Consider the following 18204-nt stretch of genomic DNA (forward strand, 5'->3'; position numbering starts at 1 on the left):
TCTGCACCACGCAGAGCGGATCGCGGCCGAGCCGCAGGCCCATGGTCTCGGAATCCACCGCGACCGAGGTCGCGCCGGCGAAGGCGCCCTTGGGTAAATCGCCGATGTGCAAATGATTCGCCAAGGTCGCCTCGCTCCGGCGCAAACTAGATCCTCTCCCATATAGAGAGAGGGATGGTGCCCAGGAAAGGACTCGAACCTTCACGGCCGTTAAGCCACTGGCACCTGAAGCCAGCGCGTCTACCAATTCCGCCACCTGGGCCCGACCCGTCGGATCGCGCGAGCCGGCTTCCTTAGGGCGCCGCCCCTCCCTGGTCAACGCTGCTGAAGGCCAGCGGATTGCGGCGCCGCGCGGCATCGTCTATCCGCATCGGTCATGCAGAACCTCGTCACCGTATTCGGCGGATCCGGCTTTGTCGGCGCGAACGCCGTGCGCCAGCTCGCCAAGGCCGGCTGGCGGATCCGCGTCGCCGTGCGCAATCCGAACCTGGCCTACGCCATGCGCCTGGCCGGCGATGTCGGTCAGATCGACATTGTCCAGGCCAATGTCCGCAACGAGGCCTCGCTGCGCCGCGCGCTCGCCGGCGCGAGTGCGGCGGTGAACCTGGTGGGCGTGCTGCGCGAGTCCGGCCGCCAGGGTTTCCAGGCGGTCCACGCCATGGGCGCACGCAACATCGCCGCCGCTGCCCGGGCCGAAGGCGTGACGCGGATGGTGCAGATGTCGGCGCTGGGGGCCGACCCGGCGTCTGAGTCGAGCTACGCGCGCAGCAAGGCCCACGGCGAGGCCGCCGTGCGCGAGATCTATCCGGACGCCGTCGTGCTGCGCCCCTCCATCGTGTTCGGGGCCGAGGACGCCTTCTTCAACCGCTTCGCCGCCATGGCGCAGATTAGCCCGGTGTTGCCGCTGATCGGCGGCGGCCACACCCGGTTCCAGCCGGTGTTCGTCGGCGACGTGGGGCAGGCGCTGGCCCACGCCGTCAACCTGCCCCAAGCCGGCGGTCAGACCTATGAACTTGGCGGCCCGGCGGTCCTGACCTTCCGACAGCTCATGGAACTGTTGCTGGCGCAGATCGGCAAGCGCCGGTTCCTGGCGCCGGTGCCCTGGCCAGTGGCCGGGCTTCTGGGCGCGGCGGGAAATCTGGCCGGCGCCCTGATCGAGCCGCCGGTGACCGCCGATCAGGTCCGGCTGCTGAAGACCGACAATGTGGTCAGCGGCGCCCATCCCGGCCTGGACGAACTCGGCATCTCGGCCACGACGCTGGAAGCTGTGCTGCCGAGCTATCTCTATCGCTACCGCAAGGGCGGCCAGTACGCCGACCAGGAAGACCGCGAGCTGGCGGCGATCTGAGCGGCAAACCGTCCTATTTCACGCCGCCGTGGGCCTTGGCGTAGGCGCGCAGCACCGCGTTCATCCGCGTCTGCCACCCGCGACCCTGCGTCTTGAACCAGCCCATCACGTCGCTGTCGACGCGGATCGACGTGGCGATCTTGGCGACGGGGATGACCAGTTCGGCCTGCCGGAACCAGTCCGCGTCGAGAGGGGGCGCGGAATCGGGATCCTCGGCGATGGCGCGTTCGATATCTTCGTCCGTAAGGGCATCCACGCGCGCCCAGTCACTGTCCCCACGTCGGAGCTGTGCGGCGGATACTCTGACGATAGTGTTCTTGCTCATGCTTCCTCGCAGCGCGCGCCGAGATGAGGCGGATGGCGCCAAATCGCGGAGTCCAAACGACGGCGATCAACCGACCGTTGGTTTCGCAAAGGGACGTAAAACGGTTTTCGCCTCCACGCGGACTGGCGACCGTGCAGCTCAAACCGAGCAGCGACGATGACGCGTCTCGAAAGCCGATCCCGTGTTTGCGGAGGTTTTCCTCAGCTTTTGCCTCATCCCATTCAAAATTCGCCATGGACGGCCCAGTCCGGGTGTTGAGGTCCGGCGCCGAAGGGCAAGTTCGCCACAGCGCATAGCATGTACAGTCGTATATACATGCCGTCAACCCTAGCCCATCGTCAGCAGCGCCAGGCCGGCGCCTCCAATCAGGATGCGCAGCCAGCCGAAGGGCGCATAACCGCGTCGGGTGACGATGTTCAGCATGGCGCGGATCACCGCCAGCGCCACGAAGAACGACACGACGAAACCCACCGCGACCAGGCCGATGTGGTCGATGTTGGCTAGCTCATGGCGGCTCTTCCAGGCGTCGACGGTAAAGGCGCCGGCCATCACGGGAATCGCCAGCAGGAAGGAGAATTCGGCAGCGACCCGCTTTTCCACGCCCATTAGCATGGAGCCGACAATCGTTGCTCCGGAGCGGGAGACGCCGGGTACCAGCGCCAGGCACTGGAAGAGACCGATGATGAACGAGGTCTTCAGCGGCAGTGCCATCGGGTCGCGGCGGGTCGGATAGGGGGCAAAGCGGTCGATCACCAGCAGCACGACGCCGCCGACGATCAGCGCCCAGCAGATCAGCCGAGGGCTCTCGAACAGGATCTGCTTGATCACGTCATGCAGCAGCAGCCCGAAGACGGCGGCGGGCAGGAAGGCGACCAGAATGCTGAGCACGAACCCACGGGCCCGCGGCACCGTGGGGACCAGCACCGCCACCGCCCACAGCCGGCGGAAATAGAGCACCACCACCGCCAGGATCGCGCCCAGTTGGATCAGCACGCAGAAGGTGTCCCAGAACGGGTCCTTCAGGCCCATCGCCTGCTTGGCCAGCAACAGCATGCCGGTGGAGGAGACCGGGATGAACTCGGTCAGGCCTTCGATCAGCCCCAGGATGATGGCGTGAATCCAGTCCGACATGGTTTTCCCCCGAATAGGCAGCGTTGAGGAATGGGCGCCTAGGGTGAAGAAGCCGTTTACCAGGCTTCCACTCGCCGACGCCGCCGGGGCTTGCTTAACCCTGTCGCTGCGGTGGCAGCCAGCTTGCCCCGCATCATGCGCCAGGCTTTCTCGTGGGCTGGCGCGCCGGATCAGGCGTTCGCTCGATTGCTGAATCGAGGTTACCCGAAGTCCGGCTCCGGGCCGACATAGCGGGCGCGGGGGCGGATCAGGGTGTCGGCCTGGCCCTGTTCGATGGCATGGGCGATCCAGCCGGCGCAGCGGGCGACGCAGAACAGCGCGAACGGAGCGTCGGGGGGCAGACTGAGCGCTTCGCAGGCGGCCATCAGGGCGAAATCCACGTTGGGCGCGAGGCCGGCGAAGGTCTGCACGGCCGCTCGCAGCGCCAGCAGGTCCGGCGGCGGGGTGAAGCGATCCAGCAGGGCTGCGGCCCTGGGGTCGTCGCCCGGATAGAGCGGGTGGCCAAACCCAGGCAGGGCGCGATCCTCCACCAGGCGGTTGGCGATGGCCTGGCTTGGCCCTAGCTGGGCGGCCTCGGCGGCGAAGGTGCGCACCGCCGCCGTCGCCCCGCCGTGACGCGGGCCGGACAGGGTCGCCAGCCCCGCCAGCGCCGAGGCCGACAACGAGGCGCCCGTCGAGGCCGCCACCCGTGCGGCGAAGGCCGAGGCGTTCAGTTCATGGTCGGCCACCAGCACCAGGATGCGCCGGATCAGGTCCGCCCCCGCCCCGCCGGGACCCAGCCCCCAGGCCAGCGCCAGTCGGTTGTGGATCGCCCCGCCGCCGACCTCGCCGGCCACCGCGTCGGCCAGTACGTCCAGCAGGGTCGCGGCCTCCACCGCCAGCGCCAGGGGGTGGCGGCCGCGCGCCGGCGGATCGCCGCCGGCGCGCGCGGCTAGCGCCAGATAGGCCCGCGTGCGCATGTCGGGATGATCGGGCGGCGCGGGCCGTTCGGTGCGCTTCAGCGCCGCGCCGTGGCCGCCCCGTAGCAGGCGCGCCACCGACTCCAGGGTCTCGCTGTCGGCCAGCCGGATCGCATCGCGACCGCGATAGAACAGCCGCCCGCCGGCCACCGTGGTGATCTCCGAGGCCAGCACCGGCTCGCCCCAGGCGATGGCCCCGGCCGCCACCTCGGAAACCTTGCGGCTGCGCGATTTGCGCAGCGCCAGCGCGGCGATGTCGGCGGCGCGATAGAGACTGCGACGCGGGTCGGCGGGGTCGGCCCGGACCTGCACGCGGCCGCGGCTGACATAGGCGTAGAGCGTCTGCGCGCGCACCCCCAGCCGGGTGCGGGCCTCGTCGACGGCGATCCAGTCCGCGGTGGGCATCGATGTTATATTGATTATATTGATCAAGATTGACGAACTAAGACTGACGGCATTTCTGGCAGGCCGCAAGCAGGTTTCTGGAGACCGTCATGTCGGATGGATTGGAAGGCGTCGTCGCCGCGGACACCGTGCTCTCGGAGGTGGACGGCCAGGCCGGCCGGCTGATCATTCGCGGCCGATCCCTCGACCAGCTGGCCGGTCAGGTGAGCTTTGAACAGGTCGCGCGGCTGTTGTGGGACGGCTTCTTCGATGACCTTCCGGAAGACCTGGTCCCTGCGCTCGGCGCGGCGCGGATGGAGGTTTTCGCCGAAGTCTCGGCGCTGGACACCGGGCTCCTGGACCGCACGCCGATCGAGGCGATGCGCGCCTTGACCGCGCGACTCGCCGACGGCGACGACCTGGCCACGGCCCTGCGGCTCGCCGCCGCGCCCGCCGTGTTCACCGCCGCCGTGGTCCGCGCCCAGGCGGGCGAGGCGCCGGTCAGGCCCGATCCATCGCTGGGCCACGCCGCCGACGCCTTGCGGATGCTGCGCGGCAGGCCCGCCAGCGCGGCCGAGGTCGCGGCGCTGGACAGCTATCTGGTCACCGTCAGCGACCACGGGCTCAACGCCTCGACCTTCGCCGCCCGGGTGATCGCCTCGACGCGGGCGGGCCTGACCTCGGCGGTGCTGGGCGGGATCAGCGCGCTGAAGGGCCCGCTGCACGGCGGCGCGCCCGGCCCGATCATCGCGATGCTAGACGCCATCGGCCGGCCGGAGAACGCGCGGGGCTGGATCGAGGCGGCGCTTGATCGCGGCGACCGGCTGATGGGCTTTGGCCACCGGATCTATCGCGTCCGCGACCCCCGCGCCGACGCCATGAAACTCGCGGTGCGCCGGCTGACGCAGGCCGGCGTCGTCGCGGGCAGCAACATCTCGGGCAGCAAAGGCGCCCCCGGGCGCCTGGCCTTCGCCGAGGCGGTGGAGGCCTCGGTGCTGGCGATCCTCAAGGACCGCAAGCCCGACCGGGCGCTCGACACGAATGTGGAATTCTACACCGCCCTGCTGCTTGAGGCGCTGGCCTATCCGCCGTCGGCCTTCACCTGCGTCTTCGCCTCCGGACGGGTGGTCGGCTGGATCGCCCATGCTCGCGAACAGCTGGCCGGCGGGCGGCTGATCCGCCCTCAATCGCGGTATGTGGGGCCAAAGCCGCGGATCGCCGCCTGAGGTCCGCGTTCCCTCCCCACGAGCCGGAGGGAAATGCTAGGGTCCGGCGATGACCGCGCCGCACGCCCTGACCCCCGCCGAAACTGCTGAGCTGACGCGGCGCGTGACGCTGCTGTCGGTGGCCACCGCGACCGTGCTGGTGGCGATCAAGATCGCCGCCTGGCTGGCCTCGGGATCGGTGGCCCTGCTGGCCTCGACGGCGGACTCGGGCCTCGATCTGGTGGCCTCGCTGATCACCTTCTTCGCCGTGCGCTATGCCGCCGCCCCGCCGGACGCAGAGCACCGCTTTGGCCACGGCAAGGCCGAAGCCTTCGCCAGCCTGGTGCAGGCCGGTCTGGTGTTCGCCTCGGCCGCCCTGATCGCCCGCGAGGCGGTCGGCGACATGCTGGCGCCGCACCCGCTGAAACAGCAGAGCTGGGCCATCGCGGTGATGGTCGTCTCGATCATCCTGACCGCCGTTCTGCTGATCGCCCAGGGCCGCGTTCTGAAACGGACGGCTTCGGTGGCGGTGTCCGGCGACCGGGCGCACTACGCCAGCGATCTCGCCTCCAACCTGATCGCCCTGGTGGGGATCGGGATCTCGGCCTGGTTCGGCCTGAACGGCCTCGACGCCCTGGCGGCGCTGGCCATCGCCGTGGTGCTGCTTTGGGGCGCGGTGAGCGTCTTCCGCGAAGCGTCTGGCCAGCTGATGGACCACGAACTCTCCGACGAGGCGCGGGCGAAGATCGTCGCCCTGTTGACGAAGGACGCTCGGCTGACCGATGTCCACCAGCTGCGCACCCGCGCCTCCGGCCCCTATGTGCACATCCAGATGCATGTGGATCTCGACCCCGACCTGACGCTGGAGGCCGCCCATCAGGTTATTGTGGCGGCGGAAAAACGCGTGCTCGCTGTCTTCCCCTCGGCCGACATCATTATCCACGCCGACCCGCGGGGGCGGGCCGAGCCGCACGGCGGGGCGTTCGCGGAAGTCCGACCGGAACAGGTACAGTAAACGAGACCTTAAGAGGTCCGGCGTCCACTGCGCCGTTCAGATCCACCCCTTCGCGTCAGCCGGACATGAGCCTCGAGCGCACCCTGCATCATTTCCCACTCGATCCCGCTTCGCGGCAGGTGCGTCTGGCGCTGGGCGAGAAGCGGCTGGCCTTCACCGGGGTCGAGGTGCGCTATTGGGAACGGCCCAAGGCGCTGACCGCGATGAACGCCTCGGGCATGGTCCCAGTGCTGGTGGAGACCGACGGCGAGACCCGCCTGGTGATCTGCGAGGCGCGCGCCATCCTCGACCACCTGGAGGAAACCACGCCGGAGCCGGCGCTGCTCGGGCGCGACCCCGCCGAACGGGCCGAGGCGCGGCGGCTGCTGGCCTGGTTCGACCGCAAGTTCGAACACGAGGCCGGCGGCTATATCCTGCACGAGAAGATGGAAAAGCGCCTGCTGGGGCTTGGCGCGCCGGATCTCAGCAACCTGCGCCAGGGCCGTGACGGGCTCAGGACCCACATGTTCTACATCGACAAGCTCCTGCAGGAGCGCGAGTGGCTGGCGGGACGCAGGCTGTCGCTGGCCGATTTCGCGGCGGCCGCCCACCTGTCGGTGATCGACTATTGCGGCGATATGCCCTGGCAGGACTTCCCGGCGGTGAAGACCTGGTACATGAAGCTGAAATCCCGGCCATGTTTCCGGCCATTGCTGGCGGACCGGTGGCCGGGCCTGACGCCGGCCAAGCACTATGACGACCTCGACTTCTGAGCCTGCCGAAGACCTGATCCCCCCCGAATCTGAACTTCGGGCGGAATCGCAGATCAGGGCGGCAGCGCTGAAGCTCGGTTTCGACACCTGCCGTTTCACCTCGATCGCCGACGCCTGGCCCGCCGGTGCGCGGCTCGCCGAATTCCTAGCCGCCGGTCGCCACGGCGAGATGGCCTGGATGTCCGATACCGCCGCGCGACGCGCGCACCCGCGCGCCATGTGGGCCGACGCCCGCTCGGCCATCGTGCTGGGCATCAACTACGGCCCCGACCACGACCCGATGGCGGTGCTGGCCGAGCCGACCCGAGGGGCGATCAGCGTCTATGCCCAGGGCGACGACTATCACCAGCTGATCAAGGGCCGGCTGAAGACCCTCGCCCACTGGATGCAACACCGCTTCGGCGGCGAGATGAAGGTCTTCGTCGACACCGCGCCGCTGCTGGAAAAACCCCTGGCCGAGCAGGCGGGCGTGGGCTGGCAGGGCAAGCACACCAACCTGGTCAGCCGCGAGTTCGGCTCGTGGCTGTTTCTGGGCTCGATCCTGACCACCCTGGAGCTGGCGGCCGACGCGCCGGACCCGCCGTCCTGCGGAACCTGCCACGCCTGCCTGGACGTCTGCCCGACCAACGCTTTCCCGCAGCCGTTCCAACTTGATGCGCGCCGCTGCATCTCCTACCTGACCATCGAGCTGAAGGGGCCTGTGCCGCAGGAGCTCCGTCCGGCCCTAGGAAATCGCATATATGGCTGCGACGACTGCCTGGCGGTCTGCCCCTGGAACAAGTTCGCCAGCCGTGCGGCGGAACAGAAACTGGCCGCCCGCGCGGCGCTGAGGGCGCCCTCCCTCTCCGAGCTGGCCCGCCTGGATGACGCCCAGTTCCGCGCGCTCTTCGCCAGAAGTCCTGTCAAGCGTATCGGCCGCGACCGCTTCGTCCGCAACGTACTCTACGCCATCGGCAATTCCGGCGCGCCGGCGCTGGCGGAGGAGGCCAGGCGGCTGCTGGACGACCCCGCGCCGGTCGTGCGTGGGGCGGCGGTGTGGGCGTTGGGGCGGTTGTTGGGCGCACAGGCGTTTGCGGCGTTGCGTCAGTCGCGGCGGCGCCAAGAGCCAGACCGGGAGGTGACCGCGGAATGGCGCGCCGCCCCTGCCCCGACGGAGCCGCGCCGAGGCGGGTAGGAAGAGGCGGCGCTTGGGGAGAGGCGCCAAACCAGTTAGGTAAGGCTCAGTCTGAGCATATGGGGTGCGGATGGACGACGCGGGCGCGAACTTGTCGGCGCAGATGGGGGCGATGGGACGCGGGGCTCGCCAGGCCACCGTGGCCCTGCGCCTGGCCGACGCTGCGACTCGTACCCGGGCCATCGCCGCCATGGCCGCCGCCGTGCGCGCCGCCTCGGCCGGGATCATCGCCGCCAATGCCCGTGACGTCGCCGCCGCCAGGGGGGCCGGGCTGGCGCCGGCCATGGTTGACCGCCTGCTGCTGGACGCGACCCGCGTGGAGGCCATGGCCCAGGGGCTGGAGACCGTCGCCGCCATCCCCGACCCGTTGGGCGTCGAGACGGAACGCTGGGATCGGCCCAACGGCCTCGATATCGCCCGCGTGCGCACGCCCATCGGGGTGATCGGCATCATCTACGAGAGCCGCCCCAACGTGACCGCTGACGCCGCGGCGCTGTGCATACGTTCGGGCAATGCAGTGATCCTGCGCGGCGGCTCCGAGTGCCTGGGCTCCAACCTCGCCATCCACGCCGCGGTCGCTACGGGGTTGGCCGATGCGGGCCTGCCGGAGACCTGCGTCCAGATCGTGCGCACTGCCGACCGCACCGCTGTGGGCTTGATGCTGACCGGTCTCGACGGGGCGCTCGACCTGATCATTCCCCGCGGCGGCAAGAGCCTGGTGGCCCGCGTGAAGGACGAGGCGCGGGGCGTGGCCGTGCTGGGCCACCTCGAGGGCCTCTGCCACGTCTTCCTGCACGCCAGCGCCGACCTGGCCAAGGCCACGGCCATTGCCGTCAACGCCAAGCTGCGACGCGTCTCGGTCTGCGGTGCGGCAGAGACCCTGCTGGTAGATTCCGCCGACGCCCAGAGGCTCCTGCCGCCGGTGGCGAAGGCGCTGAGCGACGCCGGCTGCGAACTGCGCGGCGATGCGCGGGCCCGGTCCCTGGTCCCTGGCATGGCCGAGGCCACCGAGGACGACTGGCGCACCGAATATCTGGCCCCGATCCTCAGCGTCGCCGTGGTCGACGGGGTCGACGGCGCCGCGGCCCACATCGCCGCCTATGGGTCGGCGCACACCGACGCCATCGTCGCCGAGGATCTGGTCGCCGCCGAACGCTTCGCGACGCTGGTGGATTCCGCCATCGTCCTGATCAACGCCTCCACCCAGTACGCCGACGGGGCGGAATTCGGCTTCGGCGCCGAGATCGGCATCGCCACCGACCGCCTGCACGCCCGCGGGCCGGTCGGCGCGGAACAGCTGACGACCTACAAATATGTGGTCCGCGGGACCGGCCAGACGCGTCCCTGACGGGGGACGTCCAGCCGCGCTGCGGCTCGGATTCCATCTGACGCCCGGACTGCGCGTGGGCCTCTACGGCGGCTCGTTCAACCCGGCCCACGAGGGCCACGCCCATGTCGCCGAGACGGCGCGGCGGCGCCTGCGGCTCGATCGGGTGATCTGGCTGGTCTCGCCGCAGAACCCGCTGAAGTCCGCCCACGAGACGCAGAGCCTGGAGGCGCGGATGTCGGGCGCGCGCGCCCTGGCGACAGGCCCCGGGATGATCGTTTCCGACGCCGAGACACGGCTCGGCAGCGCCTACACCATCGATACCGTGCGCGCCCTGAAGCGCCGGTTTCCCGGGGTGAAGTTCGTCTGGATCATGGGCGCCGACAGCCTTGCCGGTTTCCACCGCTGGCGCGGCTGGACCCAGATCATGCGCGAGGTTCCCGTGGCCGTGGTCTCGCGGCCGTGGATCTCGCTAAGGAGCCGCTTTTCGCCCGCCGCGCTCCGCTTCGCGCGTTCCCGGCGCACGTCCAGGAGCGCACTGACCCTTGCCGACGCCCGCCCACCGGCCTGGACCTTCCTGTTCGGCCGCTTCAATTTCCAGTCCTCGACGGCGCTGAGGGCGCGCCAGGCCGCTCAGACCTGCCGATGACTGCCCCCCGATGATCGGCTGACCGACGTGCCTTTGCGTGCTAGGGTCTCCTGGCGAGGACATCAAAGGAGCACCGCGCTGAACCGTAAAGTTGCGCCAAGTGCGCAGGAAGTCACCACGCCTTCCCAAGCTGCCCCAAAGGATCCCGGGGCCCGTATCGCCGCCCTGGAACAGTTGATTCTGGCCCGCCTGGACGACGACAAGGCGCAGGACGTGGTTTTCATCGATCTGAAAGGCAAGTCCGCCGTCGCCGACGGCTTGGTGGTGGCGTCAGGCCGCTCGCATCGCCATGTCGGCGCCATGGCCGACCACCTGCTGCGGGCGCTGAAGGACGAGGGCTATGGCCGCGCCCGGGTCGAGGGCCTGCCGCACTGCGACTGGGTGCTGATCGACACCGGCGACGTGATCGTCCACCTGTTCCGGCCCGAGGTGCGAACCTTCTACAACATCGAGAAAATCTGGGCGGTGGATAGCGCTCACCACACCCAGGCCGCCGGCCAGGTGGTCTAAGGGGTGTGGCGCGCTCAGGCGACCCGCTCGGGGACGGCCGTGGGCGCGGGCTGGGCGACGACCGTGTCCGCGCGACCCCAGGGCACCGCGGCCCAGGCGCGTTCGTGCCCATAGAAAAGGATGATCTTGGTCACCGTCTCCACCGAGGCGATCGACAGCGCGAAGACCAGCTTGCCGGTGACGAAATAACTGATCACGAAGGTGTCGATGCTGCCGAGGATACGCCAGCTGATCGCCTTGATGATCGAGCGCGAGTGGGCTTCGGGCGCGCGAATGAACATGGGTCTTGGTCCCTGGCTGTCCTGAACCATAATCACAGGTGGAGTGCGGTCGCAGTCAATTAATCGCGACCAGATCGATAGGTTTTCTGAGTGGGGTGCGGAGCAATCGCGGTCCTGGACTTCGCCGGCCGGCGATGTTCGGATCGGCGCGAAGGAGATTTTCGCCATGTCCGAGACCCTGAGCCGCGACATCCCGGACGCCTCGGCGACCGATCTGGTCGCGGCCCTCGCCGCCCGCCGCGTGAGCGCCCTGGAGCTGGCCGACGCCGCCATCGCTCGCATCGAGGCGCGCGATACCGCCATCAACGCGGTGGTGGTTCGCGATTTCGACCGGGCGCGCCAGACGGCTCGCGACGCGGATGTGGCCCTGGCGCGGGGCGAGCGCCGGCCGCTGCTTGGCCTGCCGATGACCGTCAAGGAATCGCACAATGTGCAGGGCCTGCCGACCACCTGGGGCTTCGAGCCTTTCAGGGAGTTCCGCGCACCGGAGGACAGCGTCGCCGTCGGGCGCCTGAAGGCGGCAGGGGCGGTGATCCTCGGCAAGACCAATATCCCGCCCTTCCTCGCCGACTGGCAGAGCGCCAATCCGGTCTATGGGCGAACCAGCAATCCCTACGACCTGACGCGGACGCCGGGCGGCTCGTCCGGCGGCGGCGCGGCCGCGCTGGCGGCCGGCATGGTCCCGCTGGAGTTCGGGTCCGACATCGGCGGCTCGATCCGCGTGCCCGCCGCCTTCTGCGGGGTCTATGGCCACAAGCCGTCCTTTGACCTGATCCCGGTGCGCGGACACCAGCCGCCGGGGACGCAGGGCGGCGGGGGCCTTCCGCTGGCCGTGGTGGGTCCGCTGGCGCGCACCGCGCGCGACCTGACGCTGGCGCTGGACGTTGTCGCCGGCCCGGATTTCCCGTTGTCGATGGCCTATCGTCTAGACCTTCCCGGGGCGCGCCATGCCGGGCTCAGCGACTTCCGGATCCTGATCATCGACCGGCACCCTTCGGCGAGTGTGGACGCTGAGATCTGTGCCGCCCTCGCGACCCTGGGCGGTCGCCTGGAGGCCCTGGGCGCCCGGGTGGACCGCGAGAGCAATCTCCTCCCAGATCTTGCCGCGGCGCAGGCGACCTATGGGGCCCTGCTCGGCGTCGCAATGTCGCGTGGCGGGCCAGAACCAAGCACCGTCACCGCCCATGAGTGGATGGCCCTGCTGGACGCCCAGGTGGCGGTGCGACGGCAGTGGCGCGGGCTGTTCGAAACCTTCGACGTGGTCGTAGCGCCGGCCTTCGGGCAGGTGGCGTTTCTGCACACCGACGAACCGGACCGAAACCGGCGGACTCTGGAGATCGACGGCAAGCCGACGCCCTATTTCGCCCAGCTGGCCTGGCCGGGTCTGGCGACGCTGGCCAACCTGCCGGCCACGGCTGTCCCCATCGGGCGGACGCTCGCCGGCCTGCCGATCGGCGTGCAGATTGTCGGGCCTTACCTGGAGGACCGCACGACGCTGGCTTTCGCCGAGCTTCTGGAGCGTGAATTTGGCGGGTTCCAGCCCCCATCATAGGGGAAACAGGCAACCATATCTGCCTGAATCCGTTGGACTCGTATGCCCAGGATCATCATCAGCTGCCCGACCTCAGGTCAGGACGTTCCCACAGGCCACCGTAGCCAGGACTTTGAGCTCACGACGATGGTGGAGACGCGGTCGTTCCGCTGTCCGGTCTGCCATCAGGTGCATGCCTGGTCGGGCGTCGACGCCCGCGTCGAGCACGGCCTGACACCGGTGGCCGCCCTGCCGCAATAGCCCCTTCAGGCGCGGTTCACCTCGCGCGCCGGCAAGGTGGCGCCTTGTCGCTCCTCCTCCTAGTTTTGGATCCGCCATGCCTATGAAGATCTTGCTGATCGCCGCGGCTGCCATGGCCTGCGCCGCCCCGCCCGCCCTGGCCGAACCGCCTGCCGGTATCGCCTCCACCTTCGGCAATACAGTGATGTCGATCTATCCTGACGGGCGCTCCCAGAAGATCTGGCTGAAGCCCGATGGAAGCTGGACCGGCCGCAGTCGGCGCGGCAACCCGCTGGCCGGCAAGTGGTCGATGCGGGGTGAGAAGGTCTGCCTCAAGCAGACCAGCCCGGCCATGCCGTTCAGCTTCTGCCAGGTCCTGCCCGCCGATCCGGAGGTCGGGCTGACCTCCAGGGACTTCGTCGGGACGCCGATCCGGCTGAAGCTCGTGAAGGGTTTGCCGAAATAGCGTCGCGGCGGCGGCAAGGGCCGCCAGACGCTGTTCTTTCCCGGCTGGCTTGGATCAAGTCAGCCGGGAAAGAACAGGGCCATCGCTTATATCTGGAGCCCTTCTCCTCCACCCAGGTTGAGCCAGCCTGAGCGGGAAGGACACTAGTTCGCGGTCTGTGTCTGGGCGCTGAACCCGCCGGTCTGCCACTGGGCGGCCACCGCTCGGGTGACATTTCGCATCAGGGCGTGGCGGGCCGACGCCGGCCGTGTGGTCTGGCGGATCAGCACCGCCACCGCATAGACGTGGCCGTCCGGCGCGGTCAGCAGGCCCACGTCGTTGATGCCCACCGAGGCGCCACGCCAGTCTGGCCCGGTGCCGGTCTTGTGAGCCAGCGCCCAGCCAGGGGCCAGACCGCCGCGAAGGCGCATCGCTCCGGTGCGCGCCTCACCCATCAGCTCCAGCATGAAGTCCGTGGAGGCCTTGCTGAGCAATTTTCCGTCGCTGAGCGCGCGCAGCGCCGTGACGATCCCGATGGGTGTCGCCCCGTCCGGCGGATCGGCGAGATAGCCAGCCAGCGCCTGGTCGCGCACCGCATCGGGCAATTGTGCGCGGGCCTGCTTGAAGAGCCAGGTCGCGCCATATTCCGGCTTCCAGGTCAGTCCGGCGGTGCGAGTCTGGACGTCGCGCTCGGTGCCGCCCAGCGACAGGCCGGTCAAACGCTTGGCGAGGATCGTCCGGGTCACCGCGCCGGGACCTCCGACCTCGCGGATCAGCCGATCATTGGCGGCGTTGTCACTTTCGATCAAGGCGTGGCGCAGCAGGTCGGCAATGGTGATGTCGAGTGTCCCGCGCTCGCCGCGGATGCGGCGGGTCAGCGGCTGATAGAAGACCGAGCGATCCTGCGGTCCCATCGTCACCGTGCGGTCCAGCGACAGACGCCCCTCGTCCACCGCCTGGAGCACGGCCAAGGCCACCCAGAGCTTGGAGACGCTCTGCTGGGGAAAGCGGTCCTCGCCGGCCACAGCCGCCGTCCAGCCCGCGCTGAGGTCGGTGACCGCGATCCCCATCGGGTCGCCGTAGGCGTGCGCGAGCCGTTCAAGTTCATCCTGGAATTCGGCAGGCGCTGGCGGACCTGTCCGCACCGGACGCGACGGCGCCGGGCCCGCGACATAGGCGACCTTCTGCGTCGTCAGCCGGCTGACCCCCGCCCAGGCGCCCAGCCCGCCGAGCGCCAGACCGGCCAGGGCCAGCGCCACGATCCCGCTGCGCGCCATCATGGCCGCACCCCGCCGCCGCGCGCCTCGACGGTGACGTGACTGAGGCCCTCCAGCCCGTTCAGCCGCGCGTGCAGGGCCTCCGTCGAAGGCGCGGGCTCGGCGCTGACCACCGCCACGGCGGCGTGATGTCCAGGGCCAAGGCGCCAGACGTGCAGATCCAGCACGCGTTCGCCCCCGGCCTGCAGGCGGGCGCGAATTTCGGCGGTAAGATCTGGTGAGGGGTTCATGTCGAGCAAGGTGGCGGCGGTCCTGCGGATCAGACTGACAGCAAATTGCGCCACGAGCGCGGCGCCCGCCAGGCCCGCGATCGAATCGGCCCAGGACCAGCCCAGACGCCATCCCGCCAACAGGCCCGCGATGGTCAGCACGCCGACCGCGGCGTCGGCGGTGAGATGTAGGTGCGCCGCCGACAGGTTGAGGTCCTGCGCTGCGCGCCGGTCGGGCCGCAGGAGCCAGACGCAGACCAGCGTCACGACCAGGCCTGCGCCAGCCAGGGGCAAGGCCGAGGCATAGTCCACTGCCTGCGGCTGGAGCAGCCGCCGCCCGCTCTCGACTGCGATCAGAATGGCGGTGAGGCCCAGCACCACCGCGTTGGCGAACCCAGCCAGATCGCCCAGCTTGCCGGCGCCCCAGGTGAACCGCGGACTGCCCGCGTAGCGCCGCGCCAGCCTATAGGCGCCGGCCGCCACCAGCAGCGCCGCCACATGGGCGGCCATGTGCAGCCCCGCCGCGGTCAGCGCCATGGATCTGAACAGCAGGCCGCCGGCGACCTGCGCCGCCAGGGTGATCGCGCAGACCGCCGTCACCAGCCAGGTTCGCCGCTCGTTACGGCGATGGTCCGCGCCCAGAAACGCGCCCAGGTAGGCCTGGCTGCTGCGATAGGCGTCGAGCGCTTCGGGCACGGGGGCGGTCTCAGTCAAGGCGGGCTTTCGGCGACCGGGGGGAAACGTGTTATTGTATAACACCCGCAATGGGTCAAGCGCGGGCTCCGGGGTCGCCAGGCGCATGGTTGCCAGCTTGGCGCGCGTCAGCCTTTAGTGGCGACTTCCCCGGAGGCAGCCTGTGCGACGCCAGATCGAACTCATCCTGAACGGCCGCGCGGTCAGTCTTGAGGCTGAGGAGACCGACAGCCTGCTCGACGCGCTGCGCGGCCCGCTCGGCGTCAGCGGCGCACGGTTCGGCTGCGGCATGGCCCAATGCGGAAGCTGCGCTGTGCTGGTCGATGGCGAGGAGAAGGCCGCCTGCGCACTGGAGATCGCCGCCGCCGCCGGTAAGGCGGTGCTGACCTCCGAGGGCCTCGGGACACCGGAGCGTCCCCACCCCCTGCAGGCCGCCTTCCTCGAGCTGCAGGCCGGCCAATGCGGCTACTGCCTCTCCGGCATCCTCGTGGGCGCCAAGGCGCTGCTGGACCGCAACCCCGATCCGAGCCGCGGCGAAATCGCCCAGGCGCTCGACTGGCATCTCTGCCGCTGCGGGGTGCACAACCGCATCCTCGAGGCGGTGGCCCTGGCCGCGCGGCGGATGCGCGAAGGAGCGTCCGCATGATTCCCGCCATGCTCGCCGCCAATCCGCGCCTTGACCGGTGGGTCAGCTTCGATCCCGATGGCCGCGTACGCGTCGCCTTCGGGCGCATGGAGTACGGCCAGGGGATCGCCACCGCCCTGGCCCAGATCGCCGCCGACGAACTGGACGCGCCCTTCGCCAGGCTGCGCGTCGTGCCCGCGGCGACCGGCGACATTCCCGACGAAGGGCTGACCGTGGGGTCGATGTCGATCGAGTTTTCCGGCCCGGCCCTCCGCGCGGCCTGCGCCGAGGTGCGCGCGCTGTTCACCGCCGCCGCGGCCGGCAGGCTGGGCTGCGACGCCGCCGAGCTGGATATTCGCGACGGCGCGTTCCTCAAGGGCGGCCAGGCGAGCGGCCTGGACTATTGGAGCCTGGCCGGCGAGGTCGACCTCGCCCGGGCGCCCACCGGGGAGGCTGCGCCGAAGACGTCGGACCGTCTTCGCGTCGTCGGCCAAAGCGAGCCCCGCCTGGACCTGCCGCCCAAGCTGTTCGGCGAGGCCTTTCTGCACGACCTGAGGCTGCCGGGGCTGCGCCACGCCCGCGTGCTGCGCCAGCCCAGTCCGCAGGCGAGACTTAAGAGCCTCGACGAGGCCGCCATCCGCCGGGCTGTCACCGACGTCGACATCCTGATCGACCAGGACTTCGTGGCCCTGATCTGCGGGACCGAGGCCGAGGCCGCCCGCGCCCATGCCGCCGCCGAAGGCGCCGCGCGCTGGGAGGGCGTCCGCGCCCTGGACCCCGCGCTCAGCGAGCCCGCCGCGCTCAAGGCCCTTCCATGCGAGGACTTCGCCGCCGGCGCACCGCCCGCCGGGCCGTCTAATCGCAGGCGGATCACCGCGGCCTATGGCAAGCCCTTCCTCAGCCACGGCTCGCTCGGCCCCTCGGCGGGCCTGGCCCAATTTCAGGACGGCCAGCTGACGCTCTGGACCCACAATCAGGGCGTCTATCCGATGCGCGCGCTGGCGGCCCGGATCACCGGCCTGGCCCCTGAGGTCATCAAGGTGATCCACGGCCAGGGGCCGGGCTGCTACGGCCACAACGGCGCCGACGACCCGCCGATCGACGCCGCGCTGATCGCCATCCGCCGCCCCGGCGCACCGATCCGCGTGCAGTGGCGACGCGAGGACGAATTCGGCCACGCCCCCGTCGGCACGGCGATGCTGATGGAGCTCTCCGCCGAGCTCGATGCCTCGGGCCGGCTGGTCGACTACACCGCCGAGATCTGGAATACGCCGCACACCGGCGCCCGCGGGACGGCGGTGGCCGAGAGCGCGCTCCCCGGCTACGTGGCGCCGCCCAAGCCGCCGCAGCGGCTGATGCCCGATGGTTCGCGCTTCTCCGGGGGCCTGCTCAACGCCACGCCCTCCTACGACATCGCGGCGACACGGACGCTGGAGCACGTCATCGAGACGCCGATCCGCTCGTCCTCGCTGCGCAGCCTGGGCGGGGCGGCCAACACCTTCGCCGCCGAAAGCTTCATCGACGAACTCGCCGAGGCCGTGGGTCAGGACCCGCTCGCCTATCGCCTGGCCATGCTGAGCGACCCGCGCGGCCGCGCGGTGCTGACGAGGCTGGCGGAGATGTGCGGCTGGGCCGGGCGCTGGGAGGCTGCGACCGGTCGCGGCCTGGGCCTGGCCTACGACCGCCACCGTGGCCGCGGCGCGATGGTGGCCTGCGCGGCCGAGGTCGAGGTCGACACCGAGGTCAGGCTGAAGCGGCTCTGGTGCGCCTGCGACGGCGGGCTGATCATCAATCCGGACGGAGCGAAGAACCAGATCGAGGGCGGCATGATCATGGCCGCCAGCTGGACGCTCAAGGAGCAGGTGAAGCTGGGGGGGGCCGGGGTCGCGTCGGTGACCTGGGGCGACTATCCGATCCTGCGGTTCAGCGAGATTCCGCCGGTGGAGATCGAACTGCTGAACATCCGCGATCCCAGGCCCGTCGGCCTCGGCGAGGTCAGCCAGGGTCCGGTGATGGCCGCCATTGGCAACGCCGTCGCCCATGCGCTCGGCGCGCGTATCCGCGACCTGCCGATGACCCGGGAGAGGATCGCCCAGGCCCTGTTGGCGGAGTGATCCCGCCGGT

General features: G+C 70.0%; 20 protein-coding genes and 1 tRNA gene. 13 read left to right on the plus strand and 8 right to left on the minus strand.

Annotated elements, in window-relative coordinates; translation table 11 throughout:
* Positions 1–175 precede the first annotated feature (175 nt).
* A tRNA-Leu gene (locus RMN86_RS09400) sits at positions 176–262 on the minus strand.
* Positions 263–376: 114 nt separating this feature from the next.
* Here RMN86_RS09400 and RMN86_RS09405 point away from each other — a divergent pair.
* Positions 377–1348: a complex I NDUFA9 subunit family protein gene (locus RMN86_RS09405; RefSeq protein ID WP_309605582.1), complete on the plus strand. Its 972-nt coding sequence runs from the start codon at positions 377–379 to the stop codon at positions 1346–1348.
* 13 nt (positions 1349–1361) lie between these two features.
* On the opposite strand, the gene RMN86_RS09410 is transcribed toward RMN86_RS09405, so the two are convergent.
* From RMN86_RS09410 to RMN86_RS09420, 4 genes are all read right to left on the minus strand, one after another.
* Complete coding sequence (locus RMN86_RS09410; protein WP_309605583.1) at positions 1362–1604, minus strand: BrnA antitoxin family protein; 243 nt, start codon at positions 1602–1604, stop codon at positions 1362–1364.
* Between the two features lie 10 nt (positions 1605–1614).
* On the minus strand, positions 1615–1908 hold the full coding sequence (locus tag RMN86_RS18150; RefSeq protein WP_405041337.1) for a BrnT family toxin: 294 nt from the start codon (positions 1906–1908) through the stop codon (positions 1615–1617).
* Between the two features lie 92 nt (positions 1909–2000).
* Complete coding sequence (locus RMN86_RS09415) at positions 2001–2804, minus strand: undecaprenyl-diphosphate phosphatase (RefSeq protein ID WP_309605584.1); 804 nt, start codon at positions 2802–2804, stop codon at positions 2001–2003.
* 200 nt (positions 2805–3004) lie between these two features.
* Entirely contained in the window at positions 3005–4168 is a 1164-nt protein-coding gene (locus tag RMN86_RS09420; RefSeq protein ID WP_309605585.1) for a citrate synthase, read from the minus strand.
* 89 nt (positions 4169–4257) lie between these two features.
* Between RMN86_RS09420 and RMN86_RS09425 the strand changes: the two genes are divergently transcribed.
* From RMN86_RS09425 to rsfS, 7 genes are all read left to right on the plus strand, one after another.
* A complete protein-coding gene (locus RMN86_RS09425; protein ID WP_309605586.1) occupies positions 4258–5373 on the plus strand; it encodes a citrate synthase/methylcitrate synthase in 1116 nt (371 codons plus the stop codon).
* Between the two features lie 49 nt (positions 5374–5422).
* Positions 5423–6367 carry a cation diffusion facilitator family transporter gene (locus RMN86_RS09430; protein ID WP_309605587.1) on the plus strand — a complete coding sequence of 315 codons (945 nt, stop codon included), beginning with the start codon at positions 5423–5425 and terminating at the stop codon, positions 6365–6367.
* 65 nt (positions 6368–6432) lie between these two features.
* On the plus strand, positions 6433–7119 hold the full coding sequence (locus tag RMN86_RS09435; RefSeq protein WP_309605588.1) for a glutathione S-transferase family protein: 687 nt from the start codon (positions 6433–6435) through the stop codon (positions 7117–7119).
* Positions 7100–8293 (plus strand): tRNA epoxyqueuosine(34) reductase QueG, encoded by a 1194-nt coding sequence (queG, locus tag RMN86_RS09440; RefSeq protein ID WP_309605589.1) that lies wholly within the window; start codon positions 7100–7102, stop codon positions 8291–8293. The genes RMN86_RS09435 and queG overlap by 20 nt, the downstream gene beginning before the upstream one ends.
* A gap of 70 nt (positions 8294–8363) precedes the next feature.
* Positions 8364–9641 (plus strand): glutamate-5-semialdehyde dehydrogenase, encoded by a 1278-nt coding sequence (locus RMN86_RS09445; RefSeq protein WP_309605590.1) that lies wholly within the window; start codon positions 8364–8366, stop codon positions 9639–9641.
* Positions 9607–10269, plus strand: coding sequence for a nicotinate-nucleotide adenylyltransferase (locus RMN86_RS09450; protein ID WP_309605591.1), 663 nt, complete (start codon positions 9607–9609; stop codon positions 10267–10269). Before RMN86_RS09445 ends, RMN86_RS09450 begins: the two co-directional genes overlap by 35 nt.
* 33 nt (positions 10270–10302) lie before the next feature.
* Positions 10303–10779, plus strand: coding sequence for a ribosome silencing factor (rsfS, locus tag RMN86_RS09455; RefSeq protein ID WP_405041340.1), 477 nt, complete (start codon positions 10303–10305; stop codon positions 10777–10779).
* A 14-nt stretch (positions 10780–10793) separates the two neighbouring features.
* On the opposite strand, the gene RMN86_RS09460 is transcribed toward rsfS, so the two are convergent.
* A complete protein-coding gene (locus tag RMN86_RS09460) occupies positions 10794–11060 on the minus strand; it encodes a DUF2061 domain-containing protein (RefSeq protein WP_309605592.1) in 267 nt (88 codons plus the stop codon).
* Between the two features lie 166 nt (positions 11061–11226).
* Between RMN86_RS09460 and RMN86_RS09465 the strand changes: the two genes are divergently transcribed.
* From RMN86_RS09465 to RMN86_RS09475, 3 genes are all read left to right on the plus strand, one after another.
* On the plus strand, positions 11227–12612 hold the full coding sequence (locus RMN86_RS09465; RefSeq protein WP_309605593.1) for an amidase family protein: 1386 nt from the start codon (positions 11227–11229) through the stop codon (positions 12610–12612).
* Between the two features lie 42 nt (positions 12613–12654).
* Complete coding sequence (locus tag RMN86_RS09470; RefSeq protein WP_309605594.1) at positions 12655–12852, plus strand: hypothetical protein; 198 nt, start codon at positions 12655–12657, stop codon at positions 12850–12852.
* Between the two features lie 76 nt (positions 12853–12928).
* Complete coding sequence (locus RMN86_RS09475; protein WP_309605595.1) at positions 12929–13297, plus strand: hypothetical protein; 369 nt, start codon at positions 12929–12931, stop codon at positions 13295–13297.
* A 143-nt stretch (positions 13298–13440) separates the two neighbouring features.
* Here the strand turns inward: RMN86_RS09475 and RMN86_RS09480 are convergent, their stop codons facing one another.
* Together RMN86_RS09480 and RMN86_RS09485 are read right to left on the minus strand one after the other, a co-directional pair.
* Positions 13441–14556 carry a serine hydrolase gene (locus tag RMN86_RS09480; protein WP_309605596.1) on the minus strand — a complete coding sequence of 372 codons (1116 nt, stop codon included), beginning with the start codon at positions 14554–14556 and terminating at the stop codon, positions 13441–13443.
* Entirely contained in the window at positions 14553–15476 is a 924-nt protein-coding gene (locus RMN86_RS09485; protein ID WP_309605597.1) for a cation diffusion facilitator family transporter, read from the minus strand. The genes RMN86_RS09480 and RMN86_RS09485 overlap by 4 nt, the downstream gene beginning before the upstream one ends.
* Before the next feature lie 142 nt (positions 15477–15618).
* Between RMN86_RS09485 and RMN86_RS09490 the strand changes: the two genes are divergently transcribed.
* Entirely contained in the window at positions 15619–16101 is a 483-nt protein-coding gene (locus RMN86_RS09490) for a 2Fe-2S iron-sulfur cluster-binding protein (RefSeq protein WP_309605598.1), read from the plus strand.
* A complete protein-coding gene (locus RMN86_RS09495; RefSeq protein ID WP_309605599.1) occupies positions 16098–18194 on the plus strand; it encodes a molybdopterin cofactor-binding domain-containing protein in 2097 nt (698 codons plus the stop codon). Before RMN86_RS09490 ends, RMN86_RS09495 begins: the two co-directional genes overlap by 4 nt.
* Positions 18195–18204 lie beyond the last annotated feature (10 nt).

Origin of the sequence: Phenylobacterium sp., from assembly GCF_031360265.1 — a bacterium.
In the GTDB taxonomy this organism is placed as follows: Bacteria; Pseudomonadota; Alphaproteobacteria; order Caulobacterales; family Caulobacteraceae; genus Phenylobacterium.

Bases quoted from the DNA above. Each gene is read 5' to 3' on its own strand.
- RMN86_RS09405 (WP_309605582.1), top strand. From the start codon at position 377: ATGCAGAACCTCGTCACCGTATTCGGCGGATCCGGCTTTGTCGGCGCG.
- RMN86_RS18150 (WP_405041337.1), bottom strand. From the start codon at position 1,908: ATGGCGAATTTTGAATGGGATGAGGCAAAAGCTGAGGAAAACCTCCGC.
- RMN86_RS09415 (WP_309605584.1), bottom strand. From the start codon at position 2,804: ATGTCGGACTGGATTCACGCCATCATCCTGGGGCTGATCGAAGGCCTG.
- RMN86_RS09420 (WP_309605585.1), bottom strand. From the start codon at position 4,168: ATGCCCACCGCGGACTGGATCGCCGTCGACGAGGCCCGCACCCGGCTG.
- RMN86_RS09425 (WP_309605586.1), top strand. From the start codon at position 4,258: ATGTCGGATGGATTGGAAGGCGTCGTCGCCGCGGACACCGTGCTCTCG.
- RMN86_RS09430 (WP_309605587.1), top strand. From the start codon at position 5,423: ATGACCGCGCCGCACGCCCTGACCCCCGCCGAAACTGCTGAGCTGACG.
- RMN86_RS09435 (WP_309605588.1), top strand. From the start codon at position 6,433: ATGAGCCTCGAGCGCACCCTGCATCATTTCCCACTCGATCCCGCTTCG.
- queG (WP_309605589.1), top strand. From the start codon at position 7,100: ATGACGACCTCGACTTCTGAGCCTGCCGAAGACCTGATCCCCCCCGAA.
- RMN86_RS09445 (WP_309605590.1), top strand. From the start codon at position 8,364: ATGGACGACGCGGGCGCGAACTTGTCGGCGCAGATGGGGGCGATGGGA.
- RMN86_RS09450 (WP_309605591.1), top strand. From the start codon at position 9,607: ATGTGGTCCGCGGGACCGGCCAGACGCGTCCCTGACGGGGGACGTCCA.
- RMN86_RS09460 (WP_309605592.1), bottom strand. From the start codon at position 11,060: ATGTTCATTCGCGCGCCCGAAGCCCACTCGCGCTCGATCATCAAGGCG.
- RMN86_RS09465 (WP_309605593.1), top strand. From the start codon at position 11,227: ATGTCCGAGACCCTGAGCCGCGACATCCCGGACGCCTCGGCGACCGAT.
- RMN86_RS09470 (WP_309605594.1), top strand. From the start codon at position 12,655: ATGCCCAGGATCATCATCAGCTGCCCGACCTCAGGTCAGGACGTTCCC.
- RMN86_RS09475 (WP_309605595.1), top strand. From the start codon at position 12,929: ATGCCTATGAAGATCTTGCTGATCGCCGCGGCTGCCATGGCCTGCGCC.
- RMN86_RS09480 (WP_309605596.1), bottom strand. From the start codon at position 14,556: ATGATGGCGCGCAGCGGGATCGTGGCGCTGGCCCTGGCCGGTCTGGCG.
- RMN86_RS09495 (WP_309605599.1), top strand. From the start codon at position 16,098: ATGATTCCCGCCATGCTCGCCGCCAATCCGCGCCTTGACCGGTGGGTC.